Genomic DNA, 26715 nt, shown 5'->3' on the forward strand with positions numbered 1-26715 from the left:
ACCGGGATCCACTTCGCTCGAAAACGCTATCGATTATCCAGCATCAGAAGCGCGACCAGCATCAGCACGATCGCCGGCCCCGTTTTCACCAGCGCGCCGAGCGGTTCGACCCACAGGTCGGGCGTCAGGATCGCCGCGCCAATCATATAGCCGAGCGACGCCAAAATGCCCGCGACGAGCCCGACCGCCGCGGTGCGGCGGAAGGCGATCAGCACGCCGATGCTCATGTCCATCAGGCTGGTGCCGATGGTGATGGGATCGACCAGCGCGGGCGGGAAATTGTGTGCGCTCAAAATCCCGGCGGCGGCGCGGTAGGACACGAACAGCGCGATGAAGCCCGAGACGATCCAGAACGCGACCAGGCTCGCGACAATCAGCGCCTTGACCAGAAACAGGCGCGCGAACCATTTGTCCTGGATGGTGGCGGGATGGCGCCCGACCGTCTCAGCCAGCGTCTTCGGCGCGATGCCCGTGGCGGCGATCCACGCGGAGGGATCGCCGATCACGCCGCGGCGCAGCTCGGCGATGGCCGTTGAGCGCATCGGAGGCATCCAGCCGAGATAGCTGGCGAGATCACCGAGTTTCGCGCCGAGATCGAGCATGAAGCGCGGCATCGCGATGCGTGGCCAGCCGGCTGTGCCGAACGCATGCCGAAACTGCTTGACGACGCCGGCCACGGTGGCCGGTTCGGCCTGCATCAGATCCCAACTCACCGCCTTCACGGAGGCATCGTCGATGTCGCGTGCGGCGAGCCAGGCGATGGTCGCCGAAATATCCTCGATCGCGACGGGGTGGAATGGCGCTGCCATTTCCTTGGCGGGCAAATCAACCGGGAAGGCAGCAAGTGCGCGGAGCATGGCGCTGCCGCCATAGGCTGACGGCGCGACCACGAAGCCGGGCCGTAGGATGGCATGGGGAATGCCGCTAGTCCCGATCAGCCGCTCGGCCTCGCGCTTGGTGGTGGCGAAGGCGGTGCGATCCGCCTCCGCGGAGCCGGGGATCGAGATATGCACCAGCCGGATTGCGCGACCGCTGCCGCCGATTGCCTGAAGCAGCCGCGCGACGAAATCGCGATGCACCGCGCTCGTGTTGCTGCCGGGGCCATCCTGGAGCACGCCGAGGCAGTTCACCACGACATCAACGGAATGCTCGCTGAGGAGGCGCGTCAGCGCGGCCGCATCGAGGATGAGGATCGGCAGCTCGATGTCCAGCGCGCTCATTGCCTGCGCCGGCGACAGGCTCCGCGCTACGCCGACGACGCGAAAGCCCCGCGTGCGCAGATCGTCGGCGACGAAGCGGCCGATCAGGCCGGAGGCGCCGAGCACCAGAATGGTTCGCTCACTCATCGCGTCCCTCAAAACGGCTTTGCGATCATCAGCCACAGGATCGCCATCGTCGCACCGAAGCCGGGGAAGCCGAACGCAAACCAGCGGCGGAACAGCACGAAGTAGCGTTCCGGCAAAGCGGCGTGCTGATCGGCGGCCTTGCGCGCAAGATCGCGCATCTCGATCTGCATGAGCACCACGGGAATCCAGAACAGGCCGGCGACGGCGTAGAGCGCGAGCGAAGCAAGAATCCAGCCTTCGGCGATCGACGTCGCCGACAGCATCATCAGCACGCCGCCGCTGACCGGCTGGAGGATCACCGCTGACAGCGTGAAGATCGCGTCCGCGATGACCACGACCGAAGCGGTGCGGGCGATGAACTCCGGATCCTGGGTGCGATGGGCCATCAGCATGAAGAAGGCGATGCCGGTCCCGGTGCCGAGGATGACGACGGCGCCGAGCACATGGATAAATTTGACCAGGAAATACAGCGTCATGGCTTCTTGGTCGCCACAGGCCTGGGCGGGTTCAGTGCGCGCGCGAGCTCGCCGCTTGCGGCTTTGACGCCGGCTTCGGTTTCGATCATCCAGTGGCCCTCGCGGCCGACAGCCGGCAGCGAGCGAAAGTCGGCCTTGCCGCCGCTTCCGCGAAACGCATCAACGAGCTTCTGCGAAAACGCGGGCGCGAAATAGCTGTCATTCACTGCAACGAGCCACGTGACGGGAATGCGCGCCGCCTTGCCGAACGCCGCTGCCGCGGCAAGCAGCGTATGCGGCGCGCAGATTCGGTTTGGCTCATCATTGGCATGGCCGCCGCGCCCCGGCGCAAACACTGTGATCGCGGAGATCAGCTTCGGATCGGCATTGGCGAGCGCCAGCGCACCCCATCCGCCGGCGGAATGGCCGATCACGATCGCGGCATCCTTGCGGATGAAATCCTGCTTTTGCAGATGGACCAGCGCCAGTGAAATTGCGTCGGCCGTTGCCCGGCCCGAGCGTGCGTAGTCGGCATCGTCGCAGCCGCCCTGATCCTCGACATAGCGGCCGCCGGTCGCACCATGGCCGGGCCGCTCCGGTACCAGCACGGCAAAACCACGCGCGACCAGATAGGCGGCAAGCGGGCGGTATTCCGGTTGCGGCATTTGCGCACGACGCAACGCATTCTGCGTCGAGGCGTGCGCGATCACCGCGAGCCGGAACGGACCTGGGCCGGGGGGACGAAACAGGAGGGCATGCGCAGCAAGGCCGGTATCCGGCGCGGGCACAAGCCACTCTTGCCGACGAAACGGCTCGCCCTCCTCTCCCGATGGGCCGAGCGTGACCTGAGCGCACAGAGGCGGCGCAGTCAGCAAAGCCAGCAGAGGCAGGAGCGCGATGGTGTTGAGGAGCCGCATGAATTGCCGAGATCGAACGCGAACAGCGACAGCCAGATTAGTAGGAACGAATCATTATCGGCCGACTTTCTGCGGTGCCATTGCCGTTCCCCTGTTGCCGCGACGTAGTTTTGCACCGACGCCTGGCCCTACAGTCGCCGGTTGAAATGGCGGCTTGTCCTCTTTCGGTACAACATGGCCGAAATACTGATGCAGAAAGTCCACAGGTTAACCGATAATTAACGATAGGTCTTGCCGCCGGCGCGGCGACTTGGTTTGATCGCCTCCATGAGCACAACCCTGATCGAGGTCCGGCCGGCCAAAGCTGCAGATGCAACTGCGGTGGCATCGACCCATGACGAAGCCTGGCGGTCGGCCTATCAGGGCATCATTCCCGGCGCCGAGCTGGAGAAGCTGATCAACCGCCGCGGTCCGCAGTGGTGGGACAGCGCGATCCGCAAGGGCAGCCGTGTCAGCGTGCTCGTATTCGGCGACAAGATCGCGGGCTATGCCAATTACGGCCGCAACCGTGCCCGCAGCCTGCATTTCGACGGCGAGATCTACGAGCTGTACCTGCGCCCCGAGTTTCAGGGGCTCGGCTTCGGCCGCCGCCTGTTCGCTGCCGCCCGCCGCGACCTCATGCAGAGCGGGCTGAAGAGCATGGTGGTGTGGGCGCTCTCGGACAACGACCCGGCGACCGAGTTCTACCGGGCGTTGGGCGGGCGCATGGTCGCACGCTCGTCGGAGCGGTTCGGGCCGAAATCGCTCGACAAGGTTGCCTTCGCTTGGACCAATTGAGCTGCTGAAACCCTACCCGGCAGCGTTTCCCGTCCGTCGATACCGTTGCCTTTCGAGCCGGTGATCGCCGGATTCATTATTTCACAAAAACGCGATGGATCAGCGGGCCGAGCCCGCGTATGACAGCGCCAAAATCGCTGCCGGGCGCGATTTCACCTCGGCAACAACGGAGTCTTGAATGCGTATCGATGCGGTCTCGATCGGAAAAAACGTCCCCCACGATGTCAACGTCATCATCGAGGTCCCCGTGGGCGGCGAACCGATCAAGTACGAGATGGACAAGGAGGCCGGCACGCTGGTGGTCGACCGCTTCCTCTACACGCCGATGCGTTACCCCGGTAACTACGGCTTCATCCCGCACACGCTGTCGGATGACGGCGATCCCTGCGACGTCCTGATCATCAACACCCGCGCCATCATCCCCGGCGCCGTCATGAGCGTGCGCCCGGTCGGCGTGCTGTTCATGGAAGACGAAGCCGGCGGCGACGAGAAGATCCTGGCGGTGCCGTCGTCCAAGCTGACGCAGCGCTACGACAAGGTGAAGAGCTATTCCGATCTGCCCGACATCACGCTGCAGCAGATCCAGCACTTCTTCGAGCACTACAAGGATCTCGAGAAGGGCAAGTGGGTGAAGATCCTGCGCTGGGGCGGCCCGGAGGAAGCGCACAAGCTGATCCTCGAGGGTATCGAGCGCGAGAAGAAAAAGAAGGGCTGAGCCTCTGTGTCCCGGACGCGGCGCGGCATGAAATGACGCGCTGCTGAGCCGGGACCCACGTCGCCACTGGGCCCCGGCTCAGCAGCGCAGCGTTTCACGCTGCGCTGTGTCCGGGGCACGAGAGTTCAGCTACACCGCCGGCTTCGGCAGCCCTGCAATCGCACACGCCGCGCGCAGCGTATTCACCAGCAGACACGCCACCGTCATCTGGCCGACACCGCCCGGCACCGGCGTGATTGCACCGGCGACGCCAAGCGCTTCCTGATAGGCGACATCGCCGACGAGGCGCGTCTTGCCGTCCTCCTTCGGGATACGGGTGATGCCGATGTCGATCACGGTCGCGCCGGGCTTCAGCCAGTCGCCGCGCACCATCTCGGCCTTGCCGACCGCGGCATAGACGAGGTCGGCTCGCTTCACGAGGCCGGGCAGATCGCGCGAGCGCGAATGCGCGATGGTCACCGTGGCGTTCTCGTTCAGCAGCAATTGCACCAGCGGGCGGCCGACCAGATTGGAGCGGCCGATGACGATGGCGTTCATGCCTTCGAGCGAGGGATGCACGCTCTTGGTCAAAATGATCGAGCCGAGCGGCGTGCAGGGCGACAGCGCATCGAAACCGCCGGCGAGACGACCGGCATTGTTCGGATGCAGGCCGTCGACATCCTTGGCGGGATCGATAGCGTTGATGACGGCCTCGGTGTTGAGGCCCTTCGGCAGCGGCAATTGCACGAGAATGCCGTGCACAGCGGGATCGCGGTTGAGCTTTGCGACGACGGCCAGCAAGTCCGCTTGCGAGACGTCAGCCGGCAGCTTGTGCTCGAACGAGGCCATGCCGGCCGCCTGGGTCTGGGTGCGCTTGGAGCGGACATAGACCTCGCTGGCGGGGTCGTTGCCGACCAGGACGACCGCAAGGCCCGGCACCAGATTGTGCTCGCGCTTGACCCGGGCGACCTCCTCGGCGACGCGGGCCCGGAGGTCCGCGGCGATGACTTTTCCATCAATGATCTTGGCGGTCATGTCCGTTCTCTCAGTCTGTCGATTTGGCCGATGTGAGCTGGCGCAGGGTTTCGCCGAGCCGCGCCGGATCGCCGTCGACCGCGATCTGCTTCAGCCGCGACGTGGCTCCGGATAGCAGCTTTACACTGCTCTTGGGAACGCCGAGCGATTTCGCCAGGAGCACCAGAACGGCCTTGTTGGCCTCGCCGCCATCGGCAATGGCGCGCACCCGCACCTTGAGCACACTGCGGCCATCCGAGAGTTGCTCGATCCCGTCGATGTCGTCGCGCCCGCCGCGCGGCGTCACCCGCAGCGCGATGCTGATTCCCGAGGTGGAATAACGCCAGGGTTCCCTAGAGGCTTCTTTCGCGACCAAGGCGCTCCAGCCTGCTCAGACCACGTTCGGGTAGATGTAGTACAGGATCACCCGCTCGATGAACATGATGATCAGGATCAGGATGATCGGCGAGATGTCGAGACCGCCGAGACTGGGCAGGAAATTGCGAATCGGCGCCAGCAGCGGCTCGGTGATCCGGTACAAGAACTCCGCCACCGCCGACACGAACTGGTTACGCGTGTTCACGACGTTGAAGGCGATCAGCCAGGACAGGATCGCGGAGGCGATCAGCAGCCAGACGTAGAGGTCGAGCACGATGATGACGATGTCGAGAACGGCACGCATGGCTTATGAGGCCTCTGGCTTTTGAAAACTCTGGCTTCGGTCGGGATTGACGCCCCGTTTGCTAGATATCGGTTCCCCCCGGCCCAAACAAGGGAAGTCGGCGCCCGGAGGGCTAAAACCGGGTTACGCCCGTCCTTGACTTGACCTTGGCGGGGACTTAAATGGCGCCCGGTTGTCGGCCGCGTTCACCAGAGCGGCCAGCAAAGGGGCCATAGCTCAGCTGGGAGAGCGCGTCGTTCGCAATGACGAGGTCGGCGGTTCGATCCCGCCTGGCTCCACCAGCCTTCGCTCGCTTCGCGAGCTACGGCTAGGCAAGCCTGGGGAAGTCCATCGTAGCGAAGTGAGCGAAGGCTGCCGCGCCATAGCCCGAAGGGCGACGGCGGGCTCCCTCCGAATTCCCCCTACCTCCCCGTGAACCTTGGCGCCCGTTTCTCCATGAAGCTCGCCACGCCCTCCCTGAAATCGCTCCCGGCCAGCGCCACCATCATCTCGCGGTTGGCCTCGATGGTCGCCTCCGCCAGCGTCTGGAACGGCACCTCGTAGAGCTGCCGCTTGATCACCGCCATCGCGCTCGGCGAGACGAAATCGGCGAGATCGCGCGCATAGGCGTAGGTCTCCTCGCGCAGCTTCTCCGGCGAGCAGAGCCGGTTGACCAGCCCGATCCGCAACGCCTCCTCGCTGGGCACGCGCCTCGCCGAGAGCAACAGATCCAGCGCATTGGCGTGGCCGACGATGCGCGGCAGCATCCAGCTGATGCCATGCTCGGCGATCAGACCGCGCCGCGCGAAGGCCGTCGTGAACACGGTATTGTCGGCCGCAAAGCGCAGGTCGCAATAGAGCGCATGCACGAGCCCGATGCCGGCCGTGGCGCCATTCAGCATGGCGATGACCGGCTTCTTGATCGATGGGTAATAGCCGTAGCGCGTCTGCCAATCGGGCCGGCGGTTCATGTCGAACGGCGGCAGGTTCGACGCGCGCCTGACGTCATCGGGGTCGAGGCCCTTCAGTGCATCCATGTCGGCGCCGGCGCAGAAGGCGCGGCCCGCGCCGGTGAGCACGATGACACGGACATTGTCGTCGGCGCTCGAGGCTTCCATCGCATGGCGCACGTCGCGCTCCATGATCGGCGTCCAGGCATTCATGCGATCCGGACGATTGAGCGTGATGGTCGCGATCTTGTCGCTCACCTCGTAGAGAATGTGTTCATAGGGCACGGCGCTCTCCCTTGGTCTGCCGGCACGCGTTTGCGCGCGCTCGTTAGGAACGAGCCTAGCATATCCAGGGAAGAGGCAAGGACTTGCGCCAAGGATCTGCGCCAAGGATCTCGCGCGAAGGATCTCGCGCGAAGGCGCGGGTTACTCGGCCGCTTGCGCCAGCACCGGCCGGCGCGCCAGCCAGCCGTCGATGAAATGATCGAGCCAGGCGCGCTCGGCGACATCGTAGACGGCACGATCCGCGAAGTGATGGTGCCGCTGCCGCGCACCGGGCGCGCTGAAGCCGTCATAGCCGCGCGTGGTCCAGCGATGCATCATCGCGTAGGTCACGTCAGGGTGAAACTGCACGCCGAAGGCATTGCCGGTCCGGAACGCCTGCACCGGAAAATCGTCACCTTCTGCAAGCAGCTCGGTGCCTTCAGGCAGCTCAAATCCCTCGCGATGCCAGTGATAGACCTGCGCCGGCCAGTGCGGGCAGAGCGCATGGCCCGCAGCGGTCGGCCTGATCGGGTAATAGCCGATCTGGGTCAGCGCCTCCGCATGGGGCGCGACGCGGGCCCCCAGCTGCATCGCCAGCATCTGCGCACCCAAGCAGATGCCGAGGAATGGCCGCTGCTCGCGGAGCGGAATTTCGATCCAGTCGATCTCGCGGCGGATGTAGTCGTCGGGATCGTTGGCGCTCATCGGGCCGCCGAAGATCACGGCGCCGGCATGCCGATCGAGCGTCTCGGGCAGGGGATCGCCGAAGCGGGGACGGCGGATGTCGAGGCGATGGCCGAGCGCGCGCAGCGCATTGCCGACGCGGCCCGGTGTCGAGCACTCCTGATGCAGGACGATCAGAACCGGCAGCGGGGCTTCGGAGGCGGCGGCGCTCGGCGCCCTCCGTGGGAAGGCGACCACCTCTGCGCCACCAAACCTGTCCGTCCGGAACGACATGGCCTCTGCGAGTGCTATCGGTTCAGACCGCCAGCATAGCTAAGCGATGGTTAACATCGTGTGAGTTTGCGCACACACGCCCCGATCCTGAAGCAAGCTCCGGGCCACTACGGGGACTCCAGGGATTTCTCTAGTGCCTCTGCCTCTGGAACCGGCTGGTGGCCGCCAGGATGAAGCCACGCGGGAAGAAGCGCAGCGCGAACGGCACGATCTTGATACCCAGACCAGGCAGCACTGCCCGTTTGTTGGCCATCAGGCCACGATACGCCTCCCGCGCAACTTCGGCGGCAGAGACGTTGAGAACGGCCGTATCATGTTGCGATCCAACGCCGGCGCGCGCCTGGAATTCGGTCGGCACCGGGCCCGGGCAAAGCACGGTGACGCGGACGCCGCGCGGCGCAAGCTCTGCCCGCAATGCTTCGGTCAAGGAGATCACATAGGCCTTGGACGCGTAGTAGACGGCCATGCCGGGGCCGGGCAGGAAGCCGGCGACCGAGCCGACATTGAGAAGACCGCCCTTGTTTTTGATGAGCTGATCGGCAAAGCGCAGCGACAGATCCGTCAAGGCACGGACGTTGACATCGACGATGCCGAGCTGCTCGAGCCGATCGCGCTCGATGGCATCGCCGAACACGCCGAAGCCGGCATTGTTGACGAGATGGTCGAGCTCGACGCCTTCGGCCGCGAGCGCTGCCGCGATCGTCTCGCCGGCATCCGCGGCCTCGAGATCGCAGGCGATCACGATCGGCTTCTTGCCGCACTTGGCGGCGAGCTCGCTCGCGAGCACTTCGAGCCGATCCGCCCGTCTCGCGGTCAATGCGAGGCGATGTCCATTGGCGGCAAACACACGCGCCAGCTCCATCCCGATGCCCGCCGAGGCACCAGTAATCAGCGTCACCCGCTCAGCCACGATCGACGTCTCTTGAATTCAACTATTTTGGCCCCGCAACGGCGGAACGAGAGCATAGGCCGAGCGCAACAGGCAAGCGGCACTGGCAGCATGGCCGCTTGAGCAGAACGACAGGCGGTGCGGAAAGACCGTTGATTTACAGGCGAATTCGGCGCAGGCAGCGAATAAATTAAAGTTTCGTCATGTATCCGCGCGGGCCGCGATTCGCCGAGTCCAGAACCGTCAGCCGCCGATGGCGCTAGCCTTGACCTGGCCGCCGACACGCTCTGCAACTGCGTGCTTCAGCTCGATCCGGTCGCGCTGGGAAATCCCGAGCAGGTCGGACGCGCGCCAGACCACATTGTCCTCGAACTCGCTGACCTGACCGTCGGCATAGACCAGCTCCCACATCATCTGCACGATGCGCTTGCGGCCCTCTTCGTCGAGCGAGCGCATGATGACGCTGGTGAAGTGATAGAGGTCCACCGCCTCGCCCTCGACCTCCGTCGCATCGGCGATCAGGCGGTCCGCGGTGCCGTGGTCGAGCCCGAAATGGCTTTCGATCAGGCTGTGCAGCTTGCGCTGCTCGGCTGCGCTCGGCTGGCCGTCCAGCGAGACCACATGGACCAGCAGCGCGGTCGCGGCCAGCCGATAATCGCTGTCGCCGAATGCGCGGTCCTGGGCTTGGGGACCGACAATGTCGGCGATGAATTGACGCAAGCCGTCGAGCATAAGGTCCTACCGGAATCGATGCTGCCGCGGGGTGCGGCAGCTACGGGCATTATATGAGCGGGAAACCCAATCGGCGCAACGGCGTCAGTTCCGCGCGCTGCATTACGTTTCGGCAATCTGTTCACCGTCATTCCGGGGCGATGCGCCAGCATCGAACCCGGAATGACGAATGATGCCTCACGGTATCTCGTACACCACCATCTTGTCGGCGATGCCACGGAGCGCGGCCTGTTTCTGGATCGGCTTGATCTCGCGCCGCTGGAGGAGTTCGGCCACCGCCGGCGCATCCGCCACCGGGCCGGTGATGTGAATCTCCCGCGCGGTCGACAGGCTCTGCACGCGCGCGGCGATGTTGACGGTCTGGCCGAAATAATCCTGCCGCTCGTTGAGCATGACCGCAAGGCAAGGACCTTCATGGATGCCGATCTTGACGATGAGATCGGCGGTGCCGCGCTTCCTGTTGAGCTCGTCCATGGCCGCACGCATCCGCAGGCCGGCGACGATGGCGTGCTCGGGGCGGACGAAGGTCGCCATCACGGCATCGCCGATGGTCTTCACCACTGCGCCCCTTTCAGAGGAGATGATCTCGAGCAGCGCATGAAAATGCGCGCGCACGAGATCGAACGCGGCGAGGTCGCCGACGCGCTCGTAGAGTGCGGTCGAGCCCTTGAGATCGGTGAACAGGAACGTCAGCGAGGTGATCTGAAGCCGCTGATCGAGACTGAGATTGTCCGCCTTGAACACGTCGCGAAAGGTCTGGTTCGACAGCATCCGCTTGGCGGTGAGGAACGGCTTGCGCTTGCCGATGAGGTGGTGAAGCGCCTCGGCTGCGATGAACACCGACGGCAGCACGCGCACGCCGGCCTGGTTCTCCAGCGACAGACGCAGCGGGCCCGGCCGCATGGTCGTCGTCCCCGTCGGAGCCTGCACCTTGTTGTACATGATGGCGAGCTGCTGGCGATCCCTGGTCGGCTCGCCCTGGATGTCGATGAAATGCGCGGCGTGCGTCACCGGCTCGAAGATGATGACGAAGTCGTTCGGCAGTTGCAGCGACATGGTCGCTTTCTCGCCCGCCGGCAGCTCCATCGTGTCGAGCGTCACCTCGTTCGCGAGTGCCGCAAAGGATTCCTTGTTGAAATCGACGCCCGAGCTCCAGAACACCTGCTTGAAATATTCCCAGACCGGAAGCGTGTCAGGGTCGTGCGCCGCGATGCGCCGGACGCGCGGGTTCACGGTGAAAGAAACCTCGACCTGGTCGTCGACGGAGGCCTTGTAGCCGCAGGCGCAGAGCGCACAGTGATAATCGTCCGGCTTGAGCGCCTTCAGCGTCGAGTGCGCGCCGAGCACACCGCCGCAGCCCGGGCACAGCACGTTCCAGCCGAGGTCGAACAGGCCGAGCCGGGCCGAGTGCAGGAAGGCCGAGATCACGCGCTCCTCGTCGAGGCCGTGCTGCCTGGAAAAATCGAGGACATTGACGCGGTTGAGCTCGTGATCCTCGCCATGCTCGATGAGATCCGCAATCGCGTCAGTCACCTTCGCATCGGCGGTCTGCTTCAGAACGGAAAACTGGGCCTGGATGTCGCTCATGGCGGGACTCTATCTAGGGTGGATCACGCCATCGGCCAGACGAGCGCCTGTCACCGACGCGTGATGCGGAACATGGGTGAGTGGTCCGGCTGGGTGGTGACGACGCCATGCGGGATCACGGGAGTCGCCTGATCGGCAAGCGCGATGCGGAACGCTCCGATCAGCCTTGCCAGCGCCAGCACGGATTCGGCCTGGGCAAACGGCGCGCCGATGCAGACGCGCGGACCTGCGCCGAACGGCAGGTAGGCAAAGCGGTCCGGCTCCTTCGACATGAAGCGCTTTGGAATGAACGCGTTCGGCTGATCCCACAGCTTCTCGTGCCGGTGCAGCAGCCAGGGCGCGATCATGATGATGTCGCCCTTGCCGATCTCGACGCCAGCCGCATTGTCCTTCTCGCGCGCGGCCCGCGCGACCAGGAAGGCAGGCGGATAGAGCCGCATGGTCTCCTCGATCACGGCGCAGGTGAATTTCTGGCGGTCGATGTCGGCGATGCTGTCGAGATGCTCGCCGCGGGTCTCGGACGCCACCTCCTCCTGCGTATCAGGATCGAGCGCGAGCAGATAAAGTGCCCAGAACAGCGCCGTCGCCGTGGTCTCGTGGCCCGCGAGAATCATGGTCGCGACCTCGTCGACGAGTTGCGCGTCCGAGAAGCCCTTGCCGGTTTCGGGATCGCGCGCCTCGTCCATGAGATCGAACAAATCGCGCGGCGGCGCGCCGTCCTTCTTGCCGGCCGCACGCCGTTCGGCGATCAGCATGGCAACGAACTCGGTCCAGCGCTTGCGGAAGCGCGCCCGCGCAAAGTCCATCGGGCTCGGCCAGGACACCGGCAGCACCATGTCGAGGAAATAGGGACGCCCCAACCGCGCGGCATATTCCATGATGAAGTTGCGCAGGGTCGCGCCGTGCCGGTCCATGCCGAACGAAAACATCGTGCGCCCGGCGATCTCGAGCGTCATGCGCTGCATGACCTCGCGCAGGTCGACGTCTTCACTCGTGCGCGCGTCGAGCTTGGCGATGGTCTCGTCGAGCACCGCCGTCATGTGCGGCACCAGATTTGCGGTGGCGCGTGGCGTAAAGGCCGGCGCAAGGGTGCGGCGCTGAAAGGTCCAGGAGTGACCTTCCGCGATCAGAAGGCCGTCGCCGAGCACGGGGCGCAGCATGCGGATGCCGGCCGGCGTGCGCGTGTAGTTCTCGTAATTGTTGAGCAGGACGTGCCGGATCGCATCCGGCTGGTTGAGGATGAAACTGTTGCGGAAAAAGAAGCGGCCCGGGATGACGTCCTCCTCATAGGCGCGCTGTCCCCAGGTCGCGATCATGTTCTGCCGGATCACCGCGAGCCGGCCGAAGAATGACATGTCGTCGGGCGCACGCGGGGGAGCCGGTGGGATGATGGGCCGACGCACGCTGGCGATATTCATGGCTCTCTCCCGCAAGATGGGGCGCAGGCAAATAGCTAGTAAGTCAGCTCGGCAATCGCAATCCGCTTCTCGGAAGCAGGCCAGGCGCGGGCCACGATCCGTTCTTCGCCGAATTGGACCAGGATGTTACGCCCGACCTCGCTGGCCGGAAGCCGCAGGGTTGCTGCCGCATCCGTGGGCACGCCCGGCTTGACGTCGGCCGGCTCCTTGCCGTCGAACAGCACCACGTCCCGCGGCAGGCCGAAATAGCCGCGCGGCCGCGACATGATTACGACGGCGCCGGCGTCCTTATCGGCCGGCCCGAGCGGGCGCGCGGGCCGGAGGTGCACGACGTCGGACGAGCGCGGGAAGGGCGAGCGGTAGATGTGCGTCGTCGGCGCATCCGGTGCTGTCAGGACGAATTCGAGCGACCAGACGGGATCGACCTGCGCCGGCCCCCAGCGGCCGTCGGAGCCGGTCTTTGAGCTGTGAAGAGCACCACCCTTGCGCTCACCGGTGTCAGGATCGACACGGAAGACATCGACGGTTGCGCCCGCGACCGGACGGTTGGTCGACACGCCGCCAGGCGTGCCCGTGACCAGGCCGCTCAGCTTCACGCTGGTCTCCGGCACGATCGCAATGCGCATGGGCTCGCGCCCCGCGATGAACTTGTAGATCTCGCGGAAGGCACGCGGGTGAAACGCCACCTCGCGATGGTCGAGCGCGCCGAGCACGAGATTGGTGGCGCCCTTCAGCTCCGGCCCCTCGGCGGTGACATTGGTCGGCATGCCGGGCTTGCCGATGAAGCGGCCGTCGGATTGCGCATATTTGTCCATGCCGTCGCTGCGCAGCGTGAGGAAGGCAACGCCCGGCGTTACCTCGCTCTCGCCCTCGTTCAGGCCGCGCAGGAATGTGCCGCGACCGTTGAACTCGTTGTTCGGTTGGTCGTCGGTCGCGAACACGCCGTGATTGGGCGTGCCGCACAGCACGGCGTGGCTGACATCGCCGGCGCCGCCGCTTCTGATGACGTTGCGAATGGCGTAACCGCCGCGCGAGCTGCCGACCAAGGCCACGCGAGGCGCACCGGTGCGGCGCTTCAGCTCGGCGATGGCCGCAGTGAGCTCGCGGCGCTGGTCCTCGGTCGAGGAGCGACCCGCCTGCTCGACCTTGTCGTCGCTGCGCGCCAGGGGATCGGTGAAATTGATCGCCATCATGCGATCCCGCGCGATGCCGTTCGATTCCATCCGCCACAAGGTGGTCATCCAGAGCGCGTCGTAATCGCCATTGCCGTGGACGAGGAGGATCGGCGGCACCTCCGTGCCCGGCGTGGCCGCGGGTGCGGTCTGCGCCAGCGCCTCCGTCCGCAAGCTCGCAATTGCGAAAGGCAAGCTGCCAACGCCCTGCAAAATCGTCCGTCGCGACAGCTTCATCTGTTCCTCCCCGGCAAGACCTGCCTCTTTGCACCGCTTATAGCGGCCTAACCACTGGACAGCGAAGGACTTTCGCGGGCATCACTGAATTCGCCGGAATCACCGCGACCACTTCTGCCATCCGATATGGAAGGGGATATGACCGAGCAGCCGAACCGCCCAAGAATGGCCGCCGACGGCATCACTGCGCCCCTGCGGTACACCGTATTTCGGCGGATCTGGCTCGCCAGCCTGCTTTCCAATCTCGGCCTCCTGATCCAGGGCGTGGGCGCGGCCTGGGCGATGACGCAGATGGCGGCCTCGGCGGACAAGGTGGCGCTGGTGCAGACCGCCCTGATGCTGCCGATCATGCTGATCTCGATGCCGGCCGGCGCCATCGCCGACATGTATGACCGCCGCATCGTCACCCTGGTCTCACTCGCGATCGCGCTGACTGGCGCGAGCGTGCTCACCGTGCTGGCCGGCTTCAACCTGATCACCCCCGAATTGCTGCTCGCCTTCTGCTTCGTCGTCGGCAGCGGCAATGCGCTGTTCGGCCCGGCGTGGCAGTCCTCAGTCAGCGAGCAGGTGCCGCCCAACGCACTTGCGTCCGCGGTGGCGCTCAACGGCATCAGCTACAACATCGCGCGTAGCTTCGGCCCTGCGGTCGGCGGCGTCATCGTCGCTGCGCTCGGCGCGGTGGCCGCGTTCGCCTGCAATGCGATCCTCTATCTGCCGCTGCTGGTGGTGCTGCTGCTCTGGCGCCGCAGCACCGAGCCGTCGCGCCTGCCGCGGGAAAAGCTCAACCGCGCCATGGTCTCGGGCGTGCGCTACATCACCAATTCGCCGCCGATCAAGATCGTGCTGTTGCGCACGCTGGTGATGGGCCTGATCGGGGGCGCCGTGATGGCGTTGATGCCGCTGGTCGCGCGTGACCTCCTCCATGGCGGCGCGCAGACCTATGGCATCATGCTGGGTGCCTTCGGCATGGGAGCGGTGATCGGCGCGCTCAACATCCACGAACTGCGCAAGCGCATGAGCGGCGAGGCCGCGATCCGCGCCTGCACCATCTCGATGGCGTTCGCGATGGCCGCCCTCGCGCTGAGCACGGAGCCGGTGCTGACGGCAACCGCGCTGGTCCTGGCCGGCGCCGTCTGGATGGCTGCGATCGCGCTGTTCAACATCGGCGTGCAGCTCTCGGCGCCGCGCTGGGTCGCGGGCCGCTCGCTGGCGGCGTTCCAGGCTTCGATCTCCGGCGGCATCGCGATCGGCGCCTGGGGCTGGGGCCATCTCACCGACTATGCCGGCGTCGAGATCGCTCTGCTGACGGCGGCCGGCCTGATGCTGATCTCGCCGCTGCTCGGCATCTGGCTTGCGATGCCGCGCGTCGGCGCCCGTAACGAGGATGCGGACGTGCTGGCCGATCCCGAGGTGAGGCTGTCACTGACGGGGCGCAGCGGGCCCCTGGTGGTCGAGATCGAATACCGGGTCGCCCAGGAGAACGCGCGCGCGTTCCACAACGTGATGCAGGACGTGCAGCTCTCCCGCCAGCGCAACGGCGCCTATGGCTGGTCGATCGCGCGCGACATCGCCGATCCTGAATTGTGGACCGAGCGCTATCACTGTCCGACCTGGTTCGATTACTTACGTCAGCGCAACCGCTCGACCCAGTCCGAACGCGCACTGCATCAGCAGGCGATCGATTTCCACATCGGCCCCGAGCCGGTGCGGATCCGCCGCATGCTGGAGCGCCCATTCGGCTCGGTGCGCTGGAAAGACGAGACACCGGACCGCGCCAAGGACGAGGTGCTGCCGGTGGTCGCGACCGCGGCGGGGAGCGGTACGTAGGTTTTGCTTGGTCATTCCGGGGCGCGCGAAGCGCGAGCCCGGAATCCATTCCTCTCAGGAGTTTGCCGCCCGATGGATTCCGGGCTCGCGCCTAACGGCGCGCCCCGGAATGACGATCACTGCCCGTGATCGGTCAGCACCTTGTCGCAGGCCTTGCTGAGGCGGGTGCGGTTCTGCTTCAGGCACGCCAGCACGGCGCCATCGCCATTGTTCATCACGGCGCGGCAGAAGCGGCTGACATCGCGCGCGCAGGCATCGTGTCCGGGCTGCTGTTGCGCAGATGCGCCGGATGCGCACAGGAGCAGGGAAATAATGAAAAGAAATCTCGTCATCGCGTAATGCCTCTCACCCGAAAGAATGAGCGGGCGAAGCTAGTGCGACGATCCCTAAGCCGCAACGGCTTTATTGGCAGGCTGCATGACATCGCCGCGTAGCCCCGGCTTGACGCGGGGCGCATCGCGAGGGGAGCTCTTAAATCGCAACGCTTGCGGCGCTGCGCGCTACTGCTTGTCCTGGGCGTCAGCGACCTTGCGCGAGGCGCCCTTGGCGAGATCCTTGTCCATCACCGCGCGGCAGCCGGCGCTTAAGTCCGAGCGATGCTTGATCATGCACGCCGTGATCTTCGGGATGTTGGGGATCTCCGCCGAGCAGAGGCGGAAGGCATCGCCGGTGCACATCTGCTGCGCCTCGGCCGTGAAGGCGAAGCTCGCGCTCGTGGAAGCGATCGAGACGATGGCGACAAGGCCCAGCGCCAGGCTGGTGTCGCGGATCTTGCTACTCAGGGACTTGGTCGGGAAGGACTTGGCCGTAAACGACTTGGTCATTTGAAGCTCCCATTGGCGCCGCCGCAGCAGGCCTGTTGTTGATGGGAACGACGATGCTCCAGCAAAACAGTTTCCACTGTGATGACGGTCACGAGCGACCCGCCCTCTGTGACCTCGGTCACTTTAATGCACCTTGCTGAAATTCCTCCGCATCCGCTGTCGTGTTGGTGTCACGTTAACTGTTCCTTCGCATTAATGGCTCGTCGCGCGGGAGATTCCGCCGGTTTGGTTGCGTAATTGGAAAGAGCAGCGATGCGTAATGCGTTGGGCCTTATGCTGGCCAGTGTAGTTGCGGCGGTCGTGATCGCCGCCGGCGGTTGGTTTTATTATTCCGCGAGCGCCGATCAGGGCGCCCCCAAGACAGTTGCCGCCCGTGCCGCCGACCCGTTGCCGGCACAGGCGAAAATCGCCGCCAGGGACGACGTCGCGACCACCGCGACGATCGCGTCGAAGCCGACCGCCGTTGCCCAGGCACCCGCGCCTGCGCCCGCCCCGGCCGTGCCGATGCAGCCGAAGCAGGCCTGCGCCAATCCGAACGCGTTGGGTGTGTCCCGCGTGGTCGAGATCGACACGACAGGCGGACCCGGCTTCGGCTTCGAGCACTTCAAGCAGTTCGACTTCCTGACCGACAAGGAGGTCGTGCTGACCTTCGACGACGGTCCGTGGCCGGTCAACACGCCCGCGGTCCTGAAGGCGCTCGCGGATGAATGCACCAAGGGCCTGTTCTTCTCGGTCGGCAAGCACGCGACCTACCATCCGGAAATCCTGAAGCAGGTGCTGGCCCAGGGCCACACGGTCGGCACGCACACCTGGTCGCACGTCAATCTCAACAGCAAGAAGATGACGGAGCAACAGGTCAAGGACGAGGTCGAGAAGGGTTTCAGCGCAGTGCGGTTCGCGCTCGGCACCAACCCGGCACCGTTCTTTCGCTTCCCGCAGCTGCAGCACAATCCGGCGATGGTGACCTATTTCGGCACCCGCAACGTCGCCATGTTCTCGACCGACATCGATTCCTTCGACTTCAGGAAGGGGGCGACGCCGGAGAAGATCGTCGAGACCGTGATGACCAGGCTCGACAAGCTCGGCAAGGGCATCATCCTGATGCACGACTTCCAGAAGCACACCGGCGAAGCCCTGCCGGCGCTGCTCGCACGGCTCAAGGCCGGCAGCTACAAGGTCGTGCAGATGAAGGCCAAGGCGAGCTTCCAGACGCTGCCGGAATACGACGAGGCGCTGCTGAAGGATCTGAAGGTGCCGACCGCGGGCACGAACACGCGCCCGATCTCGAGCGTGGTGCAGACGGTCTCGCAGTAGGCGAGATCACTCCTCCAACATGCGCATGGCCGGGCTTTCGCCCGGCCATTTGCTTTGGGCGAGCGGCTTACCAGTAGATGCCGTGGCGGACTTGGTTGTGACCGGCGCTGAGGCGGTCGTGGCCGCAGCGGGAGCGATCACCACAGTAGGCGCAGGAGCCGTGATCGCCGGCGGGCAGCTGGTGCCGCAAGAGGGATTCGAACCCCCGACCCCGTCATTACGAATGACGTGCTCTACCGACTGAGCTATTGCGGCGAACCCTGCCGGGACCCGGGCGATGCCGGCCCCGATACGCGCGCCCCTGATATCGGGCATGGCCCGAATTGGCAAGGACAAGCCGGGCTTGAAATGCGCTTCACGCGCCCCAGCGGGACCAGAATCCGCGCCAGCCGCCCGCCTGGGCCTTTGCATGGGCCTTGGGCGTGCCGATTTGTTCCGTAAATTCATCGCTCGGGCCCTCGTCGTCGATCCCGGGATCATCCGGTGCACGGACAATCGGGATGACGGCTTGGATCGGCGCCAGTGCCGGCTTGCCGAGGTCGGCTCGGGTTCGGAATACCGGCGTTTCCACCGGCGGCGATGATTCGGCCGGCGTCGGAGCCGGATTTGCTTGCTCGGAGGACGTGACGGCCGGCGCGTCGTCCTTGGCAGGTTCCTTGGCAGGTTCTTTGGCAGCTTCCTTGGCCTGAGGGGGCGAATTGTCCTGGGCGGCCGGTGCCGGGACCGGGGCCACCACCGGCGGTTCCGCCGGGCCTAGGCCGGGCGCTGCGGTCACCCGCTTCGGCGGCGGGGCCGCCAGCATGGCTTCCTCGAAGGCCGAGGATTCGATCGTGGCGCCCTTGTCCGAGGGCAGGCTCGCGACCGGCGTCTGCCACTGGAACGCATCGAGGCGGCCGGTGACCGGGGAGATCGGACGCCAGCGCTCGCTGACATAGCCGTCCGCGGTCCAGGCGGGATCGAGGCGGGCGCGCACTGCGCGCAGGGTCCAGGCGCGGGCACGGCCGCCGTCGCCATGCTCGGTGCGCTCGATCTCGGCCATCAGCAGCGCGACGCGCTGGGTCGGATCGCTGACATAGGGCGCAAGCACCTCGCGGGCGCGGGCGAACTCGGAGGCGTCGATCGCGGCGCGCGCGATCGCAAACTGGCCCTCGACATGGCCGGGCTTGTCGGCTGGCGTTTTGGCCGCGAGCGTCTCGACCCGCTGCAAGCGCTGCCGCGCGGAATCGCCGAGCTTCACATGCGCATAGGCGTCGGCGAGATCGGGATGCGGATTGGCGAGCCAGGCTGCTTCCACCAGCTTCATGGCGCGGCGCACCTGATGCGCCTCGCTCTCGAATCTTGCCGCGAGCACCGCCGCCGGCACCAGGGTCGGCGCGAGCTTGACCGCCTCCATCACGCTCTCGCGCGCGACATCGCGATCCATCTTCTCCAGTTCCAGTGCGCGCGCGGCGAGCAACACGCCGCGCTGCCGGCGATAGGCCTGCTTGTCGATCAGGCCTGCGGACAGATTCGAATCGAGGATCGCGAGCGCACCGCTCCAGTCGCCGCGCGCGCAGCGGAAGCCGAGCACCGCGTGCGAGGCCCAGGTCGAGGACGGCGACAGCTTGATCGCCTCCTCCGCGATCATCACCGCCCCGACCGCATCGTCGGCGCGCTGCGCCTCGATGAACAGGCCGCGCAGGCCGAGCAGCCGCGTGTCCTCACGTTCGGCCATGGCGCGGAAGACGCGCTGCGCCTCGTCGCGATTGCCTTCGAGCTGCGCCGACTGGGCGTGCAGCAGCAGCGCGAGCGGATCGTTCGGCGCGTGCCGCCGGGCCGCCTCGGCGTGCCGGCGGGCGAGCGCGGTGTCACCATGACCGATCGCGAGCAGGCCGTGGGTGATGGCGTGACGGCCGCGCGCATGACGCTTTTCGTGACGACGACGGCGCAGACGCCCCGGCATACGCCAGAGCATCGTCAGGATGCTCCAGAGGAGCACGACTGCGACCGCAAAAAGCCCAAGCAAGAGCACGAACACTGGAATGCTTGGTGAGGCCCGAAAACCGCCCCAAGTCATCACGACATCGCCGGGCTGGTCGGCAACCCAGGCCGCCCCGGCGCCGGCGAGTGCAATCAGGACAAGGAAAAGGACGATGCGAAGCATGGCGATCCCTATACGCGCCGATTGTTGCGCGAATCTTATTGAGCAGATTTGGCGAGATCCGCCATGGCATCGTCGGCGAATTTGCGGGACGCGGCGAGCGCGGCATCGCGGGCATCGGCCTTGTCGAGCCAGGCCTGCGCCGGGGCACGATCGGCCTCGGGCAGAGTCTTCAACTCGCGCCGCGCTTCCACGGAATCGTTGCGGAGCGCAGCCGCCGTCACGCGCGCAACGATGGCGCCGCGATCGTTGCCGACCCCGTCGGTGCGCTCGATGCGGACGAGCTTTGACGCGCCGGCCTGGAGACGCTCGACAATGCCGGCGTCACTGGGCGGAGCTTCCGCCGGCGGCGACAGCTTCGGCACGATGTTGAGGAGCTCGCGGCTCAGCGCGACGGGCGTCGGAATGCCGGATGATGCAAACGCCTCGAGCGGCTTCAGCATGTCGGGCTTGGCCGCCAGCGACCGCGCTGCGGCCAGTTGCGATTGATAGGGATCGCCATGGCGAACAGCGACGTCGAGCAGCGCCGCTGCCACCACATGGCGGAGCGGCTTGTCGTCCACCGACTTGGCGTCCGCGATCTTCTCGCCCTGCTGCGCAAGCTCGGCGCGCTCCGTCTTGCTGGCGCGCTCGAGCTGAGCGATGCGGTCGAGAAGAGCGGCAAGATCAGGCGCGGCAGCAGGCGACGCCACTTTCGCGTCGTTCAGGGCATTGGCAGTCTTGTCGGACTGCGCACGCAGATTGGCAATGTCGCTGCGCAGGCTGCTTGCGGATTTCTCCAGCGCGTCGAGCCGCGCCGCCATGGCCGGATCGGCGGCGGGCTTGCCGGCCTTGGCCTCGACTGCAGCAACGCGTCCGCTCAGCGCATCGACCGTTGCACCGGTGACCTGCGGCGCAGCCGGCGGCGCCTGCACCGCGGGCCAGCCCAGCATCCAGCCGACCGCGATCACGACCGCCGCTGCGACAGCTCCGGAGAACGGCGCAACGATCCAGGGGGAAACCGGCGCTGACACAGGCGCGGACTCCGTGGACGCCTGCTCCTCTGCAGACCCTGGCTGAGGCTCGGCCTTGACCTCTTCCGATCCGCCTTCTTCGAACCTGGCCTGCTCCTGCGCGGCATGCTCGGACGCCTCGGGCTCGCCCGCGACCTGCTGCGGCTGGGTGGAGACTTCCGTCGCCTCGAGGTCGATGGTGGGCGGGGTGCGCTTGGCGCGGCCCGTGTCGGGCGCCAATCCAGCGTCTTCAGGCTTGTCATCGGCCATCGTGACGGTTCCTCACACTTCCATACCAGGGTGGATTAGATTGCGTCGGATTCGGCCCGACCTTTACGCCAAACGGGTGCGCAACGCACGCTCCAAGGTGTCGAACAAGGCAGTTTCGTCCGGCGTTGCGGCCACCAGCACCTGTGACGCGCCGGCATCGCGCAGCACCCCCGCAACCGTCTCGGACAGGCAGCAATGCGGGATCGCCAGCGCCGAGATTTCGACGCCTTCGTCCCGCGTCGCCTCCAGGAACGCGCGTGCGCTGCGCCGGGAGTAGTGCAGCACCGCCTCGATCCCGTGGGCGGCAAAGCCCTCGCAGACCTCGCGCGGCAGATGCTTGACCGGCGTCATGCGATAGGTGGTCTGCGTGACCACGCGGAAACCCTCCGCTCCGAGTTCGCCGCCGAGGTCGCGCGACAGATCCGCGCCCGCGAGATACAGCAGCACGCTCTTTTTCTTCAGCACCTTGTCGCGCGCGCTCTGCTTCACCTTGTCGCGCAAGGACGCAGCATCGCCGCCGGCGACGATCACCTCGGCAAAACCGGCCTCGCGCGCCGCAGCGGCCGTATGCTCGCCAACCGCAAACAAAGGCAGCTTCAACAGACCGAGGTCCGGCAATTGCGGCGCGACGGCGCGGATGGCGTTGGCCGACGTGACGAGAACGGCACCGAAGGGCGCTTCATTCTCGCCATGGAAGGCGACCGGCTCGAACTTGAGCGCCGGCGCAAGCAGCACCGCATGCCCGCGCGCGCGGAGATTCTCCGCCGTCGCCTCATTGTCGGGATGCGGCCGTGTGACAAGAATGGACATCGCTGGTGTTCCCGAACCACGTGGCGGCGACGCATTGACCTGGACGGCTGCGCGTGACGATTGCGCAATCTGGCCCCGGGATGCTACCGGACGTACCAGAACTCTGCTTTACGGATGAGCGCAAGGGCGCAAATTGGATAACAATTCGCCAATGCTGGTGCTGGGCATCGAAACCACCTGCGACGAGACCGCCGCGGCCGTGATCAAGCGCGCGGGCGACGGCAGCGGCAAGATCCTGTCCAATATCGTGCGGTCGCAGGTCGAGGAGCATGCCCGCTTCGGCGGCGTGGTGCCGGAGATCGCGGCGCGCGCGCATGTCGATCTGCTCGACGGCATCATCGATCGCGCCATGCGCGAGGCCGGCATCGGCTTCGCCCAGCTGAGCGGTGTCGCCGCCGCCGCGGGGCCCGGCCTGATCGGCGGCGTCATCGTCGGGCTGACCACCGCGAAGGCGATCGCGATGGTGCACGACACGCCGCTGGTCGCAGTGAATCATCTCGAAGCGCACGCGTTGACGCCGCGCCTCACCGACGGCATCGAATTTCCCTACTGCCTCTTCCTCGCCTCCGGCGGCCATACCCAGATCGTGGCGGTCACCGGCGTCGGCCAGTATGTGCGGCTCGGCACTACGGTCGACGACGCCATCGGCGAGGCCTTCGACAAGGTCGCGAAGATGCTGGGACTGCCCTATCCCGGCGGACCGCAGGTCGAGCGCGCCGCGGCAGGCGGTGATGCCACGCGCTTTGCGTTTCCGCGACCGATGCAGGGACGCCCCGATGCCAATTTCTCGCTGTCGGGATTGAAGACGGCGGTGCGCACCGAAGCGAGCCGGCTGACCGAGCTCGCGCCGCAGGACATCAGCGATCTCTGCGCAAGCTTCCAGGCCGCGGTGCTGGATTCGACGGCCGACCGGCTGAGCGTCGGCCTGAAGCTTTTCCGCGAGCAGTTCGGCGCGCCGCGCGCGCTGGTCGCCGCCGGCGGCGTTGCCGCCAATCAGGCGATCCGCGGCGCGCTGCATGACGTCGCGCAACAGGCCGGGACGCAATTGATCATGCCGCCGCCCGCGCTTTGCACCGACAACGGCGCGATGATCGCCTGGGCCGGCGCCGAACGCCTCGCGCTCGGCCTGACCGACACGATGGAAGCGCAGCCGCGCGCACGGTGGTTGCTCGACGCCAATGCGACGGCGCCGGCCGGCTACGGCAACACGCGGGCGGGATACTAGCTATGACCGCGCCGCAATCCGTCGCGGTGATCGGCGCGGGCGCCTGGGGCACGGCGCTGGCGACGGTGGCAGCGCGAGCCGGGCGAAACGTGACGCTGTGGGCACGCAATGCCGAGCATGCCGCGCGGATCGCATCGACGCGCGACAATCCGCGGCTGCCCGGCGTGCGGATCGCGCCGGAGATCGTCGTGACGAGCGATCTGGCGCTTGCCGCGCGTGCGGACATGCTGCTGATTGCAACACCGGCGCAACATTTGCGCGGCGCGGTCAACATGCTGGCCTCGCACATCACGAAGCCGGTACCAATCGTCGCCTGCGCCAAGGGCATCGAGCACGGCACCCACAAGTTCATGACCGACGTGATCGCCGAGGCCGCGCCGCACGCGCAGCCGGCGATCCTGTCGGGGCCGAGCTTTGCCGACGACGTCGCACGTGGCCTGCCGACGGCAGTGACCCTGGCGGCAAGCGACGAGGCGCTGGCCAGCAGCCTCGTGCAGGCGCTGGGCTCGCCGACATTCCGCCCCTATCACTCCACCGACATCCGGGGTGTCGAGATCGGCGGCGCCGCCAAGAACGTGCTGGCGATCGCGGTCGGCATCGCGGTCGGACGCAAGCTCGGCGCCTCCGCGCAGGCTGCGCTCACGACCCGCGGCTTTGCCGAGCTCACGCGCCTCGGCCGCGCCCTCGGCGCACGCAGCGAGACGCTCACCGGCCTGTCGGGTCTCGGCGATTTGATCCTGACCTGCTCGAGCCCGCAATCGCGCAACTTCGCGCTCGGACTCGCGCTCGGGCGCGGCGAGCAGCCTCCCGCCGGCAAGCTCGCCGAGGGCGAGTTCACCGCCCCCGTGCTGATCGAACTCGCGGCTTCGCAAAACATCGAGTTGCCGGTATCGGAAGCGGTCGCGGCGATCCTGAGCGGCCGCAGCACGATCGATGCCGCGATCTCGGCGCTGATGACGCGCCCCTTCAAGGCAGAGGAATAAGCATGGCGTACTGGCTCGTGAAATCCGAACCATCGGTGTGGTCCTGGGAGCAGCAGGTTGCGAAGGGTGCCAAGGGCGAGGCCTGGACCGGCGTGCGCAATTTCACCGCGCGCCAGAACCTCGTGAACATGAAGAAGGGCGACAAGGCATTCTTCTATCATTCCAACGAGGGCAAGGAGATCGTCGGGATCGCGGAGATCGTCAAGGAAGCCTATCCCGACCCGACCGACAAGACCGGCAAATTCGTCTGCGTCGACATCAAGGCCGACAAGCCCCTGAAGACACCGGTGACGATGGCCGCGGTCAAGGCCGAGAAGAAGCTCGCCGACATGGCGCTGGTGAAATATTCGCGCCTGTCGGTGCAGCCGGTGACGGCGGAGGAGTGGAAGCTCGTCTGCAAGATGGGTGGGGTTTAGCCTCGGATTTGTAGGGTGGGCAAAGCGCAGCGTGCCCACCCTTCAAGAAGCTCGCGGTCGAATGGTGGGCACGGCGCGCGAAGAGCGCGCCTTTGCCCACCCTACGCCTCCGGCAGCGCAAACACCTCGCACGGCGCGGCAATGCCGCGCAGCGAATGTGATCCGAGCGCGACCAGCGGCATATTCGTCTCGGCAGCGAGGGCACCCGACACCAGCACCGTCCGGCCCAGCGGCTTGCACAAGCCCTCGAGTCGGCTGGCGAGATTGACGGCGGGACCGATCGCGGTGAAGTCGAGCCGGTTGGCGGCGCCGATGTTTCCCCACAGCATCTCGCCGAGATGGAGCGCGGCGCCAAACGACAGCGGCGGCAGCCCTTGCGCGCGGCGCTCCTTGTTGAGGTACGCCATCCCGGCCTCGGCTGCGCCGGCGGCGCGCAGAGCGGCATCGCAGGCGCGGCGCGGCGATGCCTCGACCACCGGAAAGATCGCGAGGACGCCGTCGCCGATGAATTTCAGCACCTCGCCGCCAAAAGCGTGAACCGCGCCGGCGATGCGATCGAACCAGGCGTCGAGCGCCGCGATGACATCGGCAGGCGGTGTGGTTTCCGACAAGACCGTGAAGTTGCGCAAATCCGCATAGAGCAGTGCAGCCTGAATGGTCTCGCCGAGATCGCGGCGCAGAGGTGCAGCCAGCACCCGCTCCGCGCTGCGCTTGCCGAGATAAGCATCCAGCGTCGCGCGCAACGTGGCGCGCGCGGCGAGCACGGCAAGAGGTGTCGCCGCGAAGCGAGCAGCCTGGCGCAATTGCTCGATTTCGCCTGCCCTGAACGGACGCGGTCCGATCCAGCCGAGCAGCGGCCCATCGGGCCGTCCAACGGCATCTTCCTGCACCTCGCCGCACGCGATGTCGCGCAGCCAACGGCGGCCGGCATCGTTCGGCGGGTCTGGCGCCAGCCCGCCAGGCGCAAAGCCAAGCGCTTCGATCACCTGACCGCTGTCGGCACGCCACAGCCACGTGCGCTTCGCGATCAGCGGATGCGGCACCTCCAACGTCAGGCTGCCTGCCGCAAGCGGCACGCCGTCGGCGACCAGATGCGCGCCGAGTTCCGCGAGCAGGCGGTCGGCCCCGGGACAGTCCGAGGCGGCATCGACGAGCCAGGCGAGGGTCGGAGATAGATGCATGACCCGATGATGGCGAAGCAGGGCCATCTTTGTCACGGGCAATCCTTGACTGACCCCCGCAGCGCCGCCATGTCCCAGGGTCAGCCCAGGCGAAGACCAGGCCAAGACGAGGGATGATCGCCGATGACCGAGCCGTTCATGGTGCGACGCGAGACCCAGATCGCGGCCCCGCGTGCCACCGTCTTCGCCTATCTCACCGACCCCGAGAAGATCCTGAGCTGGATGGGCTCCGACGCGACCACGGAGCCGTATCCAGGCGGGCTCTACCTGCTCAAGGGAGTCGGCCCGCGCGGTGGCGTGGCCCGCGGCGCCTTTCGCGAGGTCGTGCCGGTGCATCGCCTTGCCTACACGTTCGGCTGGGAGGGCGGCCAGGAAGTGCCGCCGGGCTCGAGCCTGATCGAGATCGACCTGATCGAGCGCGACGGCGGCACGCTGCTGCGCATGACCCATAGCGGGCTGCCGAACGAAGCGCAGGCCGCCGCGCATGCGACGGGATGGGCGCATTATCTGGAACGGCTCACGATCGCAGCCGCGGGCCGCGATCCCGGTCCGGACAAGGGTGTGTCAGATAAGAAGGAGCTCTCGTAGGACCTCCTACCCTTGGTCAAGGGGAATAGGCGTCCTTGAATAGGGCAATATCGTAGCGCCGTGCTCGATGCAGTC

At 66.3% G+C, this 26715-nt stretch carries 27 protein-coding genes and 2 tRNA genes; 9 read left to right on the top strand and 20 right to left on the bottom strand.

Annotated elements, in window-relative coordinates:
* Positions 1–26 precede the first annotated feature (26 nt).
* The 3 genes from JQ566_RS24715 to JQ566_RS24725 are packed head-to-tail and all read right to left on the bottom strand — an operon-like array spanning position 27 to position 2718.
* The gene (locus JQ566_RS24715) at positions 27–1346 is read right to left on the bottom strand and encodes an SDR family oxidoreductase (RefSeq protein WP_212376890.1); all 1320 of its coding nucleotides are present in this window, start codon (positions 1344–1346) and stop codon (positions 27–29) included.
* A gap of 8 nt (positions 1347–1354) precedes the next feature.
* Positions 1355–1822 (bottom strand): DUF2269 family protein, encoded by a 468-nt coding sequence (locus tag JQ566_RS24720; protein WP_212376893.1) that lies wholly within the window; start codon positions 1820–1822, stop codon positions 1355–1357.
* Positions 1819–2718, bottom strand: a complete 900-nt coding sequence (locus JQ566_RS24725; RefSeq protein WP_212376896.1) for an alpha/beta hydrolase family protein — start codon at positions 2716–2718, stop codon at positions 1819–1821. The genes JQ566_RS24720 and JQ566_RS24725 overlap by 4 nt, the downstream gene beginning before the upstream one ends.
* 267 nt (positions 2719–2985) lie before the next feature.
* Between JQ566_RS24725 and JQ566_RS24730 the strand changes: the two genes are divergently transcribed.
* Together JQ566_RS24730 and ppa are read left to right on the top strand one after the other, a co-directional pair.
* On the top strand, positions 2986–3495 hold the full coding sequence (locus JQ566_RS24730) for a GNAT family N-acetyltransferase (RefSeq protein ID WP_008136728.1): 510 nt from the start codon (positions 2986–2988) through the stop codon (positions 3493–3495).
* A 178-nt stretch (positions 3496–3673) separates the two neighbouring features.
* Positions 3674–4210, top strand: a complete 537-nt coding sequence (gene ppa, locus JQ566_RS24735; RefSeq protein ID WP_027573074.1) for an inorganic diphosphatase — start codon at positions 3674–3676, stop codon at positions 4208–4210.
* A gap of 129 nt (positions 4211–4339) precedes the next feature.
* Here ppa and JQ566_RS24740 read toward each other — a convergent pair whose 3' ends face one another.
* From JQ566_RS24740 to JQ566_RS24750, 3 genes are read right to left on the bottom strand one after another with little or no spacing between them, the layout of a single operon-like run.
* A complete protein-coding gene (locus tag JQ566_RS24740) occupies positions 4340–5224 on the bottom strand; it encodes a bifunctional methylenetetrahydrofolate dehydrogenase/methenyltetrahydrofolate cyclohydrolase (protein ID WP_212376899.1) in 885 nt (294 codons plus the stop codon).
* Between the two features lie 10 nt (positions 5225–5234).
* Positions 5235–5579 carry a DUF167 domain-containing protein gene (locus JQ566_RS24745; protein WP_212376902.1) on the bottom strand — a complete coding sequence of 115 codons (345 nt, stop codon included), beginning with the start codon at positions 5577–5579 and terminating at the stop codon, positions 5235–5237.
* A gap of 15 nt (positions 5580–5594) precedes the next feature.
* Positions 5595–5885, bottom strand: coding sequence for a YggT family protein (locus JQ566_RS24750; protein WP_036002872.1), 291 nt, complete (start codon positions 5883–5885; stop codon positions 5595–5597).
* Positions 5886–6090: 205 nt separating this feature from the next.
* Between JQ566_RS24750 and JQ566_RS24755 the strand changes: the two genes are divergently transcribed.
* Positions 6091–6166: transfer RNA gene (locus JQ566_RS24755), tRNA-Ala, on the top strand.
* A gap of 120 nt (positions 6167–6286) precedes the next feature.
* Here JQ566_RS24755 and JQ566_RS24760 read toward each other — a convergent pair.
* The 7 genes from JQ566_RS24760 to JQ566_RS24790 form a co-directional block, all read right to left on the bottom strand.
* Positions 6287–7099: an enoyl-CoA hydratase gene (locus JQ566_RS24760; protein WP_212376905.1), complete on the bottom strand. Its 813-nt coding sequence runs from the start codon at positions 7097–7099 to the stop codon at positions 6287–6289.
* A 141-nt stretch (positions 7100–7240) separates the two neighbouring features.
* Positions 7241–8035 (bottom strand): glutamine amidotransferase, encoded by a 795-nt coding sequence (locus JQ566_RS24765; protein ID WP_212376907.1) that lies wholly within the window; start codon positions 8033–8035, stop codon positions 7241–7243.
* 130 nt (positions 8036–8165) lie between these two features.
* Positions 8166–8945: an SDR family NAD(P)-dependent oxidoreductase gene (locus JQ566_RS24770; RefSeq protein ID WP_212376910.1), complete on the bottom strand. Its 780-nt coding sequence runs from the start codon at positions 8943–8945 to the stop codon at positions 8166–8168.
* Between the two features lie 222 nt (positions 8946–9167).
* Positions 9168–9656: a tellurite resistance TerB family protein gene (locus JQ566_RS24775; RefSeq protein WP_212376913.1), complete on the bottom strand. Its 489-nt coding sequence runs from the start codon at positions 9654–9656 to the stop codon at positions 9168–9170.
* A 177-nt stretch (positions 9657–9833) separates the two neighbouring features.
* Positions 9834–11243: an adenylate/guanylate cyclase domain-containing protein gene (locus JQ566_RS24780; RefSeq protein ID WP_212376917.1), complete on the bottom strand. Its 1410-nt coding sequence runs from the start codon at positions 11241–11243 to the stop codon at positions 9834–9836.
* Positions 11244–11293: 50 nt separating this feature from the next.
* On the bottom strand, positions 11294–12661 hold the full coding sequence (locus tag JQ566_RS24785) for a cytochrome P450 (RefSeq protein ID WP_212376920.1): 1368 nt from the start codon (positions 12659–12661) through the stop codon (positions 11294–11296).
* A 35-nt stretch (positions 12662–12696) separates the two neighbouring features.
* Positions 12697–14070, bottom strand: a complete 1374-nt coding sequence (locus tag JQ566_RS24790; protein WP_212376923.1) for a hydrolase — start codon at positions 14068–14070, stop codon at positions 12697–12699.
* 138 nt (positions 14071–14208) lie between these two features.
* On the opposite strand from JQ566_RS24790, the gene JQ566_RS24795 reads away from it, so the two are divergent.
* A complete protein-coding gene (locus JQ566_RS24795; RefSeq protein WP_212376926.1) occupies positions 14209–15897 on the top strand; it encodes an MFS transporter in 1689 nt (562 codons plus the stop codon).
* 116 nt (positions 15898–16013) lie between these two features.
* On the opposite strand, the gene JQ566_RS24800 is transcribed toward JQ566_RS24795, so the two are convergent.
* Together JQ566_RS24800 and JQ566_RS24805 are read right to left on the bottom strand one after the other, a co-directional pair.
* The gene (locus tag JQ566_RS24800; protein WP_212376928.1) at positions 16014–16229 is read right to left on the bottom strand and encodes a cysteine rich repeat-containing protein; all 216 of its coding nucleotides are present in this window, start codon (positions 16227–16229) and stop codon (positions 16014–16016) included.
* A 168-nt stretch (positions 16230–16397) separates the two neighbouring features.
* Positions 16398–16721, bottom strand: a complete 324-nt coding sequence (locus tag JQ566_RS24805; RefSeq protein ID WP_212376931.1) for a hypothetical protein — start codon at positions 16719–16721, stop codon at positions 16398–16400.
* A 252-nt stretch (positions 16722–16973) separates the two neighbouring features.
* Between JQ566_RS24805 and JQ566_RS24810 the strand changes: the two genes are divergently transcribed.
* On the top strand, positions 16974–18035 hold the full coding sequence (locus JQ566_RS24810) for a polysaccharide deacetylase family protein (protein WP_212376934.1): 1062 nt from the start codon (positions 16974–16976) through the stop codon (positions 18033–18035).
* A 179-nt stretch (positions 18036–18214) separates the two neighbouring features.
* On the opposite strand, the gene JQ566_RS24815 is transcribed toward JQ566_RS24810, so the two are convergent.
* From JQ566_RS24815 to JQ566_RS24830, 4 genes are all read right to left on the bottom strand, one after another.
* Positions 18215–18290, bottom strand: a tRNA-Thr gene (locus JQ566_RS24815).
* Between the two features lie 100 nt (positions 18291–18390).
* The gene (locus JQ566_RS24820; RefSeq protein WP_212376936.1) at positions 18391–20178 is read right to left on the bottom strand and encodes a heme biosynthesis protein HemY; all 1788 of its coding nucleotides are present in this window, start codon (positions 20176–20178) and stop codon (positions 18391–18393) included.
* A 35-nt stretch (positions 20179–20213) separates the two neighbouring features.
* Positions 20214–21437 (bottom strand): COG4223 family protein, encoded by a 1224-nt coding sequence (locus JQ566_RS24825; protein ID WP_212376939.1) that lies wholly within the window; start codon positions 21435–21437, stop codon positions 20214–20216.
* Between the two features lie 63 nt (positions 21438–21500).
* Entirely contained in the window at positions 21501–22247 is a 747-nt protein-coding gene (locus JQ566_RS24830) for a uroporphyrinogen-III synthase (RefSeq protein ID WP_212376942.1), read from the bottom strand.
* Between the two features lie 151 nt (positions 22248–22398).
* On the opposite strand from JQ566_RS24830, the gene tsaD reads away from it, so the two are divergent.
* From tsaD to JQ566_RS24845, 3 genes are read left to right on the top strand one after another with little or no spacing between them, the layout of a single operon-like run.
* Positions 22399–23472, top strand: a complete 1074-nt coding sequence (tsaD, locus tag JQ566_RS24835; RefSeq protein ID WP_212376944.1) for a tRNA (adenosine(37)-N6)-threonylcarbamoyltransferase complex transferase subunit TsaD — start codon at positions 22399–22401, stop codon at positions 23470–23472.
* A gap of 2 nt (positions 23473–23474) precedes the next feature.
* Positions 23475–24455: an NAD(P)H-dependent glycerol-3-phosphate dehydrogenase gene (locus JQ566_RS24840; protein ID WP_212376947.1), complete on the top strand. Its 981-nt coding sequence runs from the start codon at positions 23475–23477 to the stop codon at positions 24453–24455.
* A 2-nt stretch (positions 24456–24457) separates the two neighbouring features.
* Positions 24458–24871: an EVE domain-containing protein gene (locus JQ566_RS24845; RefSeq protein ID WP_212376949.1), complete on the top strand. Its 414-nt coding sequence runs from the start codon at positions 24458–24460 to the stop codon at positions 24869–24871.
* A 101-nt stretch (positions 24872–24972) separates the two neighbouring features.
* On the opposite strand, the gene JQ566_RS24850 is transcribed toward JQ566_RS24845, so the two are convergent.
* Positions 24973–26052 (bottom strand): adenylate/guanylate cyclase domain-containing protein, encoded by a 1080-nt coding sequence (locus JQ566_RS24850; protein ID WP_212376961.1) that lies wholly within the window; start codon positions 26050–26052, stop codon positions 24973–24975.
* A gap of 123 nt (positions 26053–26175) precedes the next feature.
* Here JQ566_RS24850 and JQ566_RS24855 point away from each other — a divergent pair, with 123 nt between their 5' ends.
* Complete coding sequence (locus JQ566_RS24855; RefSeq protein WP_212376951.1) at positions 26176–26640, top strand: SRPBCC family protein; 465 nt, start codon at positions 26176–26178, stop codon at positions 26638–26640.
* The last annotated feature ends 75 nt before the right edge of the window (positions 26641–26715 follow it).

This window comes from Bradyrhizobium sp. SZCCT0231, assembly GCF_018130245.1.
GTDB classification, from domain to species: Bacteria; Pseudomonadota; Alphaproteobacteria; order Rhizobiales; family Xanthobacteraceae; genus Bradyrhizobium; species Bradyrhizobium japonicum_F.